The sequence below is a fragment of the Thiorhodococcus mannitoliphagus genome (assembly GCF_010915725.1).
GTDB lineage: Bacteria > Pseudomonadota > Gammaproteobacteria > Chromatiales > Chromatiaceae > Thiorhodococcus > Thiorhodococcus mannitoliphagus.
Map to the genome: position 1 here is coordinate 19,860 of NZ_JAAIJR010000021.1, position 13,414 is coordinate 33,273.

General features: G+C 63.7%; 10 protein-coding genes. 3 read left to right on the plus strand and 7 right to left on the minus strand.

Annotation, left to right across the window (positions count from 1 at the left end; genetic code table 11):
- Window positions 1–66: 66 nt before the first annotated feature.
- From G3480_RS07050 to G3480_RS07060, 3 genes are all read right to left on the minus strand, one after another.
- On the minus strand, window positions 67–867 hold the full coding sequence (locus tag G3480_RS07050; RefSeq protein WP_164653094.1) for a cytochrome d ubiquinol oxidase subunit II: 801 nt from the start codon (window positions 865–867) through the stop codon (window positions 67–69).
- Window positions 868–1,229: 362 nt separating this feature from the next.
- Window positions 1,230–1,811, minus strand: a complete 582-nt coding sequence (locus G3480_RS07055) for a hypothetical protein (RefSeq protein WP_164653095.1) — start codon at window positions 1,809–1,811, stop codon at window positions 1,230–1,232.
- A 103-nt stretch (window positions 1,812–1,914) separates the two neighbouring features.
- On the minus strand, window positions 1,915–2,928 hold the full coding sequence (locus tag G3480_RS07060; RefSeq protein ID WP_164653097.1) for an OmpA family protein: 1,014 nt from the start codon (window positions 2,926–2,928) through the stop codon (window positions 1,915–1,917).
- A 155-nt stretch (window positions 2,929–3,083) separates the two neighbouring features.
- Here G3480_RS07060 and mutS point away from each other — a divergent pair, with 155 nt between their 5' ends.
- On the plus strand, window positions 3,084–5,669 hold the full coding sequence (mutS, locus tag G3480_RS07065; RefSeq protein ID WP_164653099.1) for a DNA mismatch repair protein MutS: 2,586 nt from the start codon (window positions 3,084–3,086) through the stop codon (window positions 5,667–5,669).
- 280 nt (window positions 5,670–5,949) lie between these two features.
- Here mutS and G3480_RS07070 read toward each other — a convergent pair whose 3' ends face one another.
- From G3480_RS07070 to xerD, 4 genes are all read right to left on the minus strand, one after another.
- On the minus strand, window positions 5,950–6,732 hold the full coding sequence (locus G3480_RS07070) for a PP2C family protein-serine/threonine phosphatase (RefSeq protein ID WP_164653100.1): 783 nt from the start codon (window positions 6,730–6,732) through the stop codon (window positions 5,950–5,952).
- A 37-nt stretch (window positions 6,733–6,769) separates the two neighbouring features.
- A complete protein-coding gene (locus G3480_RS07075; protein WP_164653102.1) occupies window positions 6,770–7,504 on the minus strand; it encodes a DsbC family protein in 735 nt (244 codons plus the stop codon).
- Between the two features lie 11 nt (window positions 7,505–7,515).
- Entirely contained in the window at window positions 7,516–7,998 is a 483-nt protein-coding gene (locus tag G3480_RS07080; protein ID WP_164653104.1) for a YajQ family cyclic di-GMP-binding protein, read from the minus strand.
- A gap of 83 nt (window positions 7,999–8,081) precedes the next feature.
- Window positions 8,082–8,978 carry a site-specific tyrosine recombinase XerD gene (gene xerD / locus G3480_RS07085; protein ID WP_164653154.1) on the minus strand — a complete coding sequence of 299 codons (897 nt, stop codon included), beginning with the start codon at window positions 8,976–8,978 and terminating at the stop codon, window positions 8,082–8,084.
- Between the two features lie 563 nt (window positions 8,979–9,541).
- Between xerD and G3480_RS07090 the strand changes: the two genes are divergently transcribed.
- Together G3480_RS07090 and G3480_RS07095 are read left to right on the plus strand one after the other, a co-directional pair.
- Window positions 9,542–9,976, plus strand: coding sequence for a YcgN family cysteine cluster protein (locus G3480_RS07090; RefSeq protein ID WP_164653105.1), 435 nt, complete (start codon window positions 9,542–9,544; stop codon window positions 9,974–9,976).
- A gap of 315 nt (window positions 9,977–10,291) precedes the next feature.
- Entirely contained in the window at window positions 10,292–13,411 is a 3,120-nt protein-coding gene (locus tag G3480_RS07095; protein ID WP_164653107.1) for a DEAD/DEAH box helicase, read from the plus strand.
- Window positions 13,412–13,414: the final 3 nt, after the last annotated feature.

A 13,414-nucleotide genomic window follows, 5' to 3' on the forward strand; every position in this document is an offset into this window, starting at 1 on the left:
CCTGGCGCTGCGCGCTTCAGCCTGTTGAGCACATCGGCATCACGACCGAGCGAGACGCCCCTGCGCTCAGCGCTCAATCCACTCCTGCACCTTGTAGTTTCCGACAAGATCAGGACCAATGGTGTAAAGGATTTTGCCTCCATGCGCGCGTTGCTCGACGATCAGCTCACCCTTGCGACTGATGTCGACCAAATCGCCGCTGCGCTCAAGACCATTGATCGTGGTCAGGCTGACGGCCTTGCCGATGTCTTGGCCGGCGCTGGACACATCCTTGGCGACGAAGCGCCGCACATAGGTTGGCTTCTTGGGCACGGCAGCGGCGGCCTCAGCCGCAGCCTGGGCGCGGCGCGCGTCCTCGCGCGCAATGGCATCTTCGATCCTGGCGTTGATGGCTTCCGGGGTCATGTCGGCACGGTCTTTGGCTTCGATCTTCACTGCGGCCACTGCCCGTTCCTGCCCCATGAATGAAGGCCGATAGGGCTGATGCTTCAGTGCTGCCTGCATCGCCAGCTGCATCTCCGCCTTGGCCTCATCCTCGGTCATCTCGCCATTCTGAACACGGCGTAGGATCTGCTGCTGGACTTCCTGAATGTTCTGGGCCTGGAGCTGCATGGCGTCCGCGTCGAGCATCGGCATGACACTGGCGAAGTAGGACCAAGCGACCGCGAAAATGAGCGCGGAACTCGCCACGTGCGTGAGGAACGGCTTGGCCGCCCGGTCCCAATTCAAGATCGCGAAGATCAGTGTCGCAAAGGGCAGAAAGAGACAGGCCAACCCCCAAAGAACGTGCGTCTTGAAGGCGACCACGACGAGCCAGAGAAAGCTGACGAGCGCAGCCAAGCTCACGACAACGATGAGTATCTCCATTCGAACCTCCCGACGATTGGAGATCAGGGCGCGCCGAGGACAAGCGCACGGGGAGATCGCTCTAGAACCTGGCCTCAGCAACCCGCGCGCCTGCAACCGCCGGCCCGATCATGTGACGCGGATGTTAGCCACGCGGCTGGGAAGAAACTGGGATAACGCGCACAAGACGCGACTGCGATGGTCGTCGGCGCAACCTCTGATGCTCAAACCGGGAAGCAAGACACGCGGTCGGTGGGAGCGGCGCCCGGCCGCGACGGATGCACGATCGCGGCGGGGCGCCGCGCCCACGTCCCTTTGCCTAAAGGATGCGCGGTGCCGACTCAACCGACTGGGCGGTCCGGGTTCATCGCACCCTGCAGAACTCAGCGGCGTGTATTGATCGCCGCTTGAGAGAGCCACATCAGCGCCGGCTCCTCATCCTTACCAAGCTCGCCTTCACGGAGCACGAGCACACCGTCTTCGACCGGCGTAACCATGACGCCTTCGGCCTGCTCCGCAAAGCGGGCGGCCAATGGACTCGGCTCCCTGGCGGCAACGCGCTCTTTGACCCAGCCCCGCACCATCTCGTGGTAGGCGCGGCGGTATTGCACCTTGGTGGCACGCAGCCCGTCGCGCTCGAAAAAGAGTGTCAGGGAAGAGGCCGGAATCTGGTTGAAGGCACCGATCTCGGCACCGCAGATGCGATCACCGAAAGGATTCCGGCCATCCGCGCACTGCAGCTCGAGCTTGTGGAAGGTCTCGCGCAGCTTGGCCTCGGTCAGGTCGCTGCCAAAGGTGTCCAGCGCCGCGTTGAATTCGGGCTTACCGAAAACAAACATCAGGGCCAGGTCCGTGCGCCGCTGCCCGTCCTCGGTGAAGGCCAGCCAGAAGAAGGGACCGAAGACCAGTGCCAGCATGAGGACGGTCTTGTACGTCTTAGGGAGTTTGAGGTCATCGCGTTTCATGGCGCCATTGTATCCCCTCACGCGGCAATCCCGCCTCACCCTCGGTTGCGACAGTCCGCTGTTGTGAAACCGCAGCGCCCGTCGCGCCGGGGCGGCGCTCCTACTACTTCGCGACCAGCTCGACCCGCCGGTTCAGGGCGCGGCCGTCCTCGGTCGTGTTGGTCGCGAGCGGCGACAGGCTGGCGACGCCCATCGGCGTGAGACGCGCGCCGAGGATGCCGTAGCTCTGAATCAAGGCCTGCACCACAGCCTCCGCGCGCCGCCTCGATAGATCCATGTTGTAGTCCAGCGTGCCCTTATTGTCGGTGTGCCCAACGACATAGACCTCCAGCTCGGGCTGCTCATTGAGCATCCGCGCCATCTCCTCGAGTTGGGGCCGCGACTCTTCTAGAATGGTTGCCTTGTCGAAGTCGAAGTGGATGCCATAGAGGGCAATCCGTCCCTCCGCGCTGATACCTTGCGCGATCTTTTCGGCGTCCACCAGCACCATGCGATTCTGCATGGGCTTCGACAGCACCTCCTCGACAAAAACGGCGACACGGTCGCCGGCCTGCGAGTCGGCAAAATTGTCTTGGAAGGCCGCAAAGACGAAGACAGAGGAGTCCCCCTCGGCACTGCTGCGCCGCGCGGAATAGATGCGCGGCTCTTCGACGGAGGTGTCAGAGAACACGTACTTGAGCAGGTGGCTGTCCGTCAGCTTCTTGCCCTGGGACGCATCGATATAGAACTGCTCGACCTTCTCGCCGCACTCCGCGAATCCCGAGCACTGGTAAATCGTCTCATAGCCCGCCCCCGTGAGTGCCTGCTCGTAATTTCGCATGACCTCCAACGAGCTTGCATCGGCGGGTGCGAGATAGATGATCCGCGTCCGGCGCCCCTCAACCTTGATGGATTCTCGCCATGCACCCTGCCCTTTGTCCCAAGGACCGGAAGGCATCACGGCCTCGTCGAACTGACTGGACCGGTAGCCGATGATCACCGAACCGCCGAAGCGGGGAATCCCGGCAATGTCCTGAGCCCCCGGCATATCCTTGCTCAGGTCCCGCGCCATTCCCGGCAAGGCGAGCGTCATCAACAGCATGGAGAGTAGGTAAACAAGCGAACTAGACGTCTTCATCGACGATCTCCTATCGACTCCGTCGGTTCAAAACAACAGCGCGCGTCCCCCAAGCGGCGACTGCAACGCGGCTCCCGCCTGCACAATCGTGTTCTGGGGCACTAGACTAGCGACCCCCGATTCATCTCTGCAACGATTCAGCGAACCAAGCCAGCATGTCCATCGACCTCTCCCAACATACACCTATGATGCAGCAGTACTTAAGCATCAAGGTTGATTATCCGGACAAGCTGCTCTTCTATCGCATGGGCGATTTCTACGAACTCTTCTTCGAGGACGCGGAGCGCGCCGCCCGGCTCCTGGACATTACGCTGACCAAGCGCGGGCAATCGGCCGGCAGGCCCATCCCCATGGCCGGTGTGCCCTACCATGCGGCGGAGGGCTATCTCGCGAAGCTGGTCCGCAAGGGCGTCTCTGTGGTGATCTGCGAGCAGGTCGGCGATCCGGCGAGCAGCAAGGGTCCGGTCGAGCGTAAGGTCACGCGGATCGTTACGCCTGGCACGCTCACCGACGACGCACTGCTCGAGGAGCGGCGCGAAAACCTGCTGGTCGCCATCGCGGAAGGCAAGGACGGCTGCGGTATCGCGGCCCTGGAGCTTTCCAGCGGGCGCTTCTCGGTGCTCGAGGTCGGCTCGCGCGAGGCGCTCGCCAGCGAGCTGGAGCGCCTCAAGCCGGCCGAGGTCCTGCTCGACGAAGACAGCCGGCTCGATGCCGAGCTGCGCATCGAGCAAGGCGTGAGCCGCCGTCCCGCCTGGCATTTCGATCCCGACAGCGGCGAGCAACGACTCTGCCAACAGCTGGGGACCCGGGACCTGAGCGGCTTCGGCTGCACCGCACTGCGCCTCGCGATCGGCGCCGCTGGCTGTCTGCTGCACTATGTTCGCGACACCCAGCTCGCCGCCCTCCCCCACATCCGCGGCCTTACGACGGAGCAGCGCGACGACGCCCTCATTCTGGATGCCGCGACGCGGCGCAATCTCGAGATCACGGAGAGTCTGAGCGGCCGTCATGAGCATACCCTGGCCGGCGTGCTCGATCGCACGGCGACCGCCATGGGCAGCCGCCTGCTGCGTCGCTGGCTCAATCGCCCCCTGCGCGACCAGGCGACCGTGCGCGCACGCCACGATCTGATCGAGGCGCTGATCGCGGCGGGCATCCTGGCGGACTTGCGCGAGCAGCTCGCGGGCATCGGCGACCTCGAGCGCATCCTCGGCCGCGTCGCCTTGCGCTCGGCACGCCCGCGCGATCTTGCCGTGCTGCGCGATTCGCTCGGCGTGCTGCCAGTGCTGCATGCGCAGCTTGCGGACCTGGATGACCCGCTGCTCGCCGAGGTGCTTGAGGACGTCGGCGCGCATCCGGCCGTGGTCGATCTACTCTCGCGGGCCATCATCGAGCAGCCGCCGATGCTCATCCGCGATGGCGGCGTCATCGCCCGCGGCTTCGACGCCGAGCTGGACCAGCTCCGTGATCTCTCCAGCAATGCCGACGGCTTCCTGCTGGAACTCGAGACCCGGGAGCGCGAGCGCAGCGGTATTCCTGGTCTCAAGGTCGGCTACAACCGCGTGCACGGCTACTACATCGAGATCAGCCGCGCCCAGTCCGAGCAGGTCCCAACCGAATACGTGCGCCGCCAGACCCTCAAGGGCGTGGAGCGCTATATCACCCCGGAGCTGAAGAAGTTCGAGGACCAGGTCCTGAGCAGCCGCGAGCGCGCACTGGCCCGCGAAAAGGCGCTCTATGACGAGGTGCTCGATCGGTTGGGCGAGTCCCTGGGTCCACTGCAGCTCGCCGCGTCGGGAGTCGCCACACTCGATGTGCTCCTGAACCTGGCCGAGCGCGCCGAGAGCCTCGATTGGGTCCGCCCCAGATTCACCGACGAGACACGGATCGAGATCGAGGATGGCCGCCACCCCGTCGTCGAACGTGTCATCGACATCCCCTTCGTCGCCAATAGCCTGCAGATGAGCGAGAGCCGCCGCATGCTGGTGATCACCGGCCCGAACATGGGCGGCAAGTCGACCTACATGCGCCAAAATGCGCTCATCGTCCTGCTGGCCTACGCCGGCAGCTTCGTGCCCGCGCGGGCGGCCAAGCTCGGTCCGGTCGACCGCATCTTCTCGCGCATCGGCGCGTCCGATGACCTGGCGGGAGGCCGCTCCACCTTCATGGTGGAGATGGAAGAGACGGCCAACATCCTCAACAATGCCACGGAGCAGAGTCTGGTACTCATGGACGAGGTCGGACGGGGGACCAGCACCTTCGACGGTCTCTCACTCGCTTGGGCCTGCGGCGTCGAACTCGCCACCCGCATCCGGGCCTACAGCCTGTTCGCGACCCACTACTTCGAGCTGACCACCTTGCCGAAGGAATACCCGGGTATCGCCAACGTCCACCTGGACGCGGTCGAGCACGGCAACTCCATCATCTTCATGCATGCCCTGCGCGATGGCCCAGCCAACCAGAGCTACGGGCTCGCCGTCGCGGCCCTAGCAGGGGTTCCAGCGAAGGTCATCGAGCGCGCCAGGGAGCGGCTCGGCGAACTCGAGGAAGCGGCGCGACGCCACGCCGAGCGCGAGGCGGTGCAGCTCTCGCTCTTCCCACTGGAGCAGGCTCCGACTCCGACCACAGCGGAAGTGCATCATCCGATCTTGGACCAGCTTAGGAAGCAGAATCCGGATGACCTCAGCCCACGGAAGGCGCTCGATCTGGTCTACCGGCTGAAGAAGATGCTGGAGGGGTAAGCAGCTGCCAGCGTTTGGACAGCCAGGCCGGACGGCCTCAACCACTGGGCGGAAGAAAACTCGCAGCTCAAAGGGGCGACCGCCTGGGGCCGCGAACGACGCGCTCGCAGCCGAGGCAGCTTTGAGCTGGCGGCTTGGGACTTGGCCATCAGTTGGACCGGTAGGGTGGACGAGCGAGCGCGAAGTCCACCGAATCCCGCGCCGTTGTTGGTGGACTGCGCTGCGCTTGTCCAGCCTACAGAAGACGACTGACCCGAAGGATGCTCGACGCCGCAGCTCGCTAATCGGCAAGCCGATCGCCAATTCGGGCCATCGCCAGGGTGATGTTGTCGACACCACCGCGCTCGTTGGCGAGACGGATCAGGGCATCCGCTGCGGAGTCCAGCGTATTGTCCTGAACGGCAATGAGGATCTGCCGCAGCCAGTCCTCGGGGACCATGCCCGTCAGACCGTCACTGCAGAGGAGGATGAGATCGCCGGGCTCGATCTCAAAGAGGTCGGATGCAACGCCCACACTCGGCATTGAGCCGAGCGCCCGGGTTAGGATGTTGTCGCCGATGCCGTAACGCTTGGCGTCCTCGCGCGAGCTGAAAAAGCCTTGATCGACCACTTCCTGGATAAAGGAGTGATCATGGGTCAGCTGCTCGAAATGCTCGCCGCGCAGGCGGTAGACCCGCGAGTCCCCGACATGCGCGACGGCGAGCCACTCCCAGCCCACCGCGCCGACGACCACCGTGCTTCCCATCCCGGCGAACTCAGGGTGTTCCTTGGCGTGCCGCCAGATGGCGATGTTGGCTTCTTCGACAGCGGCCTCGAGGTAGAGGCGAGCCTTATCGCCATCCAACCGCGCCGTCTTGCGGCGGCGAAAGCGCTCCAGAATGGTCTCGACAACGAGTCGACTCGCCACATGACCGGCAGTCGCGCCGCCGACACCGTCGGCTACCACCAAGAGACCGCGATCTTGGTCGACCGCGACCGAGTCCTCGTTACGCTGACGGATCCGCCCTTTGTCGGTTCGCCAAGCAAGCTCCAGCGCGTAGGCGCTAACCGGCTGCGGTTCCATCAACTTCGATCACCCTCGACTAAGACTCAAAGCCTTGCTAGCTGCCCACGTCGCCGTTGAGACGCGCGGCGAGACGTTTGGGATCCACGTAGCCGGGGATCAGCTCACCGCTGTCAGTCAAGATGGCAGGGGTGCCGCGCAGTCCCAAATCTTCCCCCAAGGCCATGTGTGCGTCGATTGGATTATCGCAGGTCTTGGCCTCGATTTTCTTACCGGACTTGGCCTTGGTCATCGCCGTGCGGCGGGCCTCGTCATCACCGGCGCACCACACCGAGACCGCCTCTTCGTAAGCTGGACTCCCCTTCCCTGCGCGCGGGAAGAAGAGATACTGCACGCTGATCCCTTCCTTCTCGTAGTCGGCGATTTGGCTATGCAGCTTACGGCAGTAGCCGCACTCGATATCCGTGAAGACGGTGACCGTGTGTTTCGGCTGGTTGGAACTGAAGACGACCATCTCGTCCTTACCGATCTTGTCGAGCAGCTTCACCCGCGCCGCGGCAAGACGTGGTTCGGTCAGGTCTTTGCGATCTTTGAGATCGACGATGTGGCCGCTCATGAAATAGCGACCGTCCTTGGTCACGTACATGAGGTCAGTGCCGGCCATGACCTCATAGAGGCCGTCGATCGGCGCCGGCTGGATGCTCGTGATCTCAATGCCCGGCACGACCTTTTCCAAGGCTTTGCGGATGCTGTCTTCCGGGGAGGCATTGGCAAGACTGGATGCCAAGCTCAAGGCGGCTGCTGCAAGGACGACGTTGCGAATCTTCTTCATGAAGGCGTTCTCTAATCTCGAAAGTTGGTGAACTGTAACGGCAAGCCCCAGTCCTCGTCACGCAGGAGCGCGATCGCACCTTGAAGGTCGTCACGCTTTTTCCCTGTCACGCGGAGCTGATCACCCTGAATTTGGGCCTGCACCTTGATCTTGCTGCCCTTGATGGCCTTGACCATGCGCTTTGCGGTATCGGAATCGATACCCTGCTTGAGCTTGACCTCTTGGCGAGCGGCATTCAGGGACGCGACCGGCTCTTGCGGATCAAGACAGGCCAGGTCGACCTTACGTTTGACCAACTTTTGACGCAGGATATCCATCATCTGCTGAAGGTGAAATTCTTGCTCACCGGTCAAGAGGATCTGGTCTTCCTTCAGCTCGAAGGAGGCATCGACGCCTTTGAAGTCGAATCGAGTGCCGATTTCTCGACTACCCTGGTCGACGGCATTACGGACCTCTTGCAGGTCGATTTCAGAGACGACATCGAAAGAAGGCATGCGTGAATCTCGTTGCTCCCTAGATTAAGCCCGCCACTATAGCCGCTCGCGCATGATTTTTCGCGCTTGGATGGTCGAACGGCTCATCCCCGCGGGTGATGGCGGGCATGCAGCTGCTTGAGCCGCTCACGGGCGACATGGGTATAGATCTGCGTCGTTGAAAGGTCGCTATGCCCCAAAAGCATCTGCACGACGCGCAGATCAGCGCCATGGTTCAACAGGTGGGTTGCAAAGGCATGGCGCAAGGTGTGCGGTGACAAGGGTCTGACGACGCCGGCCTGAACCGCATACCGCTTGATCAGGAGCCAAAAGGTCTGGCGTGTCATGCAGTCGCTGCGGTTGGTCGGAAAGAGATAGTCGCTGACCCGCCCCCCGAGCAGATCCGCACGCGGGCCTTGCGCGTACTCCCTAAGCCAAGCGCACGCCTCTTCGCCCAAAGGGACCAGCCGCTCCTTCCCGCCTTTGCCGACGATGCGCACCACGCCTTGCGTCAGGCTGACCTGGCTCGGCGTCAGCCCGACCAGCTCACTGACGCGCAGACCGCTCGCATAGAGCACCTCGAGCATGGTGCGATCCCGATGGCCGCGCGGATCCTCAGTGTCGGGCGCACTCAAGAGGGCTTCGACCTCGGACTCCGACAGGCTCTTCGGCAAGGGACGCCCCAACTTTGGAGCGTCCACGCGGGCACTGGGATCTTCGCCGATCATCCCGCGACGCAGTAGGTACTGGTAGAACTGGCGCAAGCAGGACAATGCACGAGCGCTCGAGCGCGGCTTGCGCCCTTGCGTGGAGAGCAGCGCCAAATAATCGAGCAGATCAAGCCGCCGCGCGCCGATCAGATCCTGCCCGCGCTCCTGACTCAGCCAGTGAGCGAATGCCCGAAGATCGGACTGGTACGCAGAGAGCGTGCTCTGACTCAGCCCTCGCTCCATCCAGATGACATCGGCAAAGGCCTCAATGACAGCCCGATCGTCCAACACCTGTTCCTCAGTGACGCCCGGCGCCAAGCCAAGCTCAAGATCGATTGCCCAAAGCGGCAGCAAGGGCGGGATCGGCACATCGACAAAGGATGCCTCATCCGCACCACCCTCATGTCCCGTGCGGAAGCGGTTGCATTATAGCCCTGAGCCGGGCGCGGACCGCCCGCGCCTGTGAGTCAATCTGTGGATAAGTCTGTGCATGAAGCCCTGAGCAGAGCCTTGAACCAATAACCCCAGAATATTGATACTTGCCGAGAAAGTCGCCACGAAAAAGCAATACTTATTAATATTCAAAGATATACGAAGAAATCGATCAAAGGAGACTTGACAGCACTCGAACAGCTCGCTCGGGACTCGGCGAATCCCAGCTTGTGCACAACTTCAGCCTGGGCAGTTCGATTGTTGCTAATGATGTCAAGCGGGCGACATCGATCGCAGCGAGAGACCACAAGATCTCCGGGCCAACCGCTCGTGCAAGCCGATCGGCATTCCTTCACAATTCGGAGCACTGATGAGGGTACCTCGCGCCCGAGCATCTGCCGCGATCCATAGAGCCAAGACGAATGAAGCAAGCCTTCTGGGAAACCACGCCCCTCGACAAGATGACCGCAGATGAATGGGAGGCCCTCTGCGACGGCTGCGGTAAGTGCTGCCTTGAGAAGTTCGAGGACGACGACACCGGGCGGATCATCTACTCGCGGGTCGCCTGTCAGCTCCTGGACCTCAACAGCTGCCGCTGTCGGGACTACCACAACCGAGCACGCCTGATGCCGGACTGCATCACGCTGGCCCTCGAAGTGCTCGACCGCCCGGAGTGGCTGCCCGAGACCTGCGCCTATCGACTGCTGAGCGAGGGCAAACCGCTCCCAGACTGGCATCCCCTGAAGACAGGGGACCCGCTCAGCGTTGACGAGGCCGGACAGAGTGTCCGCGGCCGCGTCATCGGCCCTGAGACCGGGGAAAATCCCCTGATGCAGCTCATCGACTGGGTGCGCTGACCCCCGCCCCACACCGACGCATAAGATGATAGCGTCCGACGATGCCCTACAGATCTTGGACGTCGAAGTCCCGCCGGAGTGCAAATTCAGTCCATCGACCCAGTGAATCGCGGTGCCGGGGCTCGCTGGCGGGCTCGGACGGGGATCAGCGTCGTTGATCGGGAGTGACACGTACTGAGACGACTGGTTGAGCGACGCGGCCTCGCTGAGTCCGGCCGTTGCCTGGTTGTCTGGATTTTCAGGCCGTGATCCTTTGCGCCCAAGAGAGCCAATCGACAAAATCGCGCCAACTATGATGGATAGCCTTTGGACGAGATGAAGATCCTACATGCCTTCTGGCTCCCCGAGCCCAACGATGCCTTTTTGCAAAGCGGCGCACTCTGGCTGTGGGTAGAGACCCTGCCAACGCACCGCCCTGGACGCGCCCCTGCTGGGGCATCTCATCCCTTCCAGTTGTCGGACGATGCCTGGTCCGGGCTGCTGGACGACTTGGGCCTAAGGCCCAAGTCCGGACGGGGCGAGCCTGCCCTGACAACTCATCGCCTATGGCTGCCGAGCGCCGCGGACGCCCCCCTGCCCTCGCCACAGCTCGCCAAGTCCTGGCCTGAGCCGCTCGAGACCGAGCCGGCCGCCCTCCAGCCCTGGGAGGTCGAGTGCTACCGACTCGACCGCCCCATCAAACAGCTCTCCGACATCCACTTCCTCGCCTTCTATCAGGCCGAGGGGCTGGAGCCGGGGAGCGATTTTCTCTTCTGGTATTGGCTGACGCAGAACCTCAAGCGTCTGCTGGTGCGCGACCAGTATCTTCCAGCCTTGATCTACCGCCAGCCGCCGACGCCCAAGGGCAAGCGCAAGGCACCGCCCTACGAGATTCATGGCGCCTGGGAGTGGGCCTCCGAGGACTACGAGCGGCTCATCACCGATGCCGCCGAGTGCATGCCGGCGGCCTGCGCGGCCGGCATGGAGGGCTTGGCAGAGCCCGAGTCGCTGCTGCGCCATGTCAGCGAGGTGCTGCTCGATGCTCTGCTGCGCGGGCTCGCCTTGCCCGCCACGGTCCGCAGGAAGCTCGAGCGCACGCTGCTTGACGCCTGTCTCACGCCGATGTCGGCGCCGAGTCCCTGGCCGCTGCCGGGCGCCGGACTGGACCGCTACCGTGAATGGCGCCAGTGGCGTCAGCGTATCCTCGGCAGCGGACGCGATGCCGCCTTCACGCTCGGCTTCCGGCTGGTCGAGCCGCTGGACGAGTCGGAGGACGACTGGACGCTCGAATTCGTCGCCGTGCCCAAGGACGATCCCTCGCAGCGCCTGCCGCTCGCGGACTACTGGTCGTTCTCCGCTTCTGAGCGCGAATCCGCGCGCCGCCAACTCGGCGCTGACTTCGAGACCCAGGCGCTGCTCGACCTGGGGCTCGCCGCCCGCATGCTGCCCAGTCTCTGGGCGGGGCTCGACACCGCGACACCCCAATCCGTCACGCTCGACCTGGACGCCGCCTTCCGCTTCCTCAAGGAGGATGCCTGGATCCTGGAAGATGCCGGTTTCAAGGTCATCGTCCCTGCCTGGTGGACACCCAAGGGACGTCGGCGGGTGCGTATCCGGCTGCGTTCCGGCACGTCGCGCGAGAAGGCATCGGGCAGCGCGGCCGGGACCGGCATCCTCAGCCTCGACAAGCTGACCCAGTATCGCTACCAGCTCAGTATCGGCGGCGAGACGGTGAGCGAGGAAGAGTGGGAGCAACTGGTCGCCTCCAAGACCCCATTGGTGCGCTTCCGCGGCCAATGGGTCGAGCTGGATCGTGACCAGATGCAGGAGATGCTCGCCTTCTGGCGCGAGCACGGCCAGGAGACCGCCGAGATGGATCTCCAGTCGCTGCTGCAGCGCACCGCCACGGATGATCTCTTCGAGGTCGACCGCGACGACGCCCTGGCCGAGATGCTCGAAGGGCTGCGCGACCGCAGCCGTCTGGAGCCAATCGCCGATCTCCCCGACCTGAACGCCGAGCTGCGCGATTACCAGAAGCGCGGCGTCGGCTGGATCGGGCTCCTGGAGCGTTTGGGGCTCAACGGCTGCCTGGCCGACGACATGGGTCTCGGCAAGACGATCCAGGTCATCGCCCGGCTGGTCCAGGAGCGCGAAGACGGCGCAGCGCCCGCTCCGACCCTGCTGATCGCCCCGACCTCGGTCATCGGCAACTGGCAGAAGGAGGTCGAGCGCTTCGCCCCGCAACTGCCGGTACTCATCCATCACGGCAGCGGACGGGCCGCTGACGCCAAGACCTTCAAGCAGGCGGTGGCGGGCAAGGCGTTGGTCGTCACCTCCTACGCCCTGGCACGCCGCGATCAACCGATGCTCGCCGCGCGCGACTGGCACCGGGTGGTACTCGACGAGGCCCAGAACATCAAGAACCCCAAGGCGGCTCAGACCAAGGCCATCGGCAAACTGCACGCGACCCACCGACTCGCCCTGACCGGCACCCCGGTCGAGAACCGGCTGATGGACCTCTGGTCCATCCTCCACTTCCTCAATCCCGGCTATCTCGACACCCAGGCACGCTTTCGCAAACGCTTCGAACTGCCGGTGCAGCGCGACCAGGATCCGGTCCAGACCGCGACCCTCAAACGCCTGGTCGAGCCCTTCATCCTGCGCCGGGTCAAGACCGACAAGGCGATCATCCGCGACCTGCCGGACAAGATCGAGGCGATCCAGTACTGCAACCTGGGCAAGGAACAGGCCGCGCTCTACGAGGGCGTGGTGCGCCAGGTCGAGCGCGACCTGGAGGAGAAGGAAGGCATCGAGCGCCAGGGACTCATGCTCTCCACCCTCATGCGGCTCAAGCAGATCTGCAACCACCCGGCCCAGTTCCTCCAGGACGGCAGCCCCTTCAGCCCCGAGCGCTCGCACAAGCTGCAACGGCTCCAGGAGATGCTCGAAGAGGTCATGGCCGAGGGCGACAGCGTGCTCATCTTCAGCCAGTTCACCGAGGTCGGCGCCGCGCTCGAACGGCTGCTGCGCCAGGAATGGCGCTTCAACAGCTTCTATCTGCACGGCGGCACCTCGCGCAAACGCCGCGAAGAGATGATCGCCGACTTCCAGGATCCGGCGACCGAGCCCTCGGTCTTCGTGCTCTCACTCAAGGCCGGCGGCGTCGGCATCACCCTGACCAAGGCCAACCACGTCTTCCACTTCGATCGCTGGTGGAACCCGGCGGTGGAAGACCAGGCCAGCGACCGCGCCTTCCGTATCGGCCAGGAGAAGACCGTCTTCGTGCATAAGATGGTCACCCTGGGCACACTCGAAGAGCGCATCGACGAGATGATTCGCGCCAAACAGGCGCTCGCCGGCGCCATCGTCGGCAACGACGAATCCTGGCTCGCCCAGCTCGACAACGAACGCTTCAAGGCGCTCATCCGGCTCAATCGCGACGCGGTGGTGGACTGAACA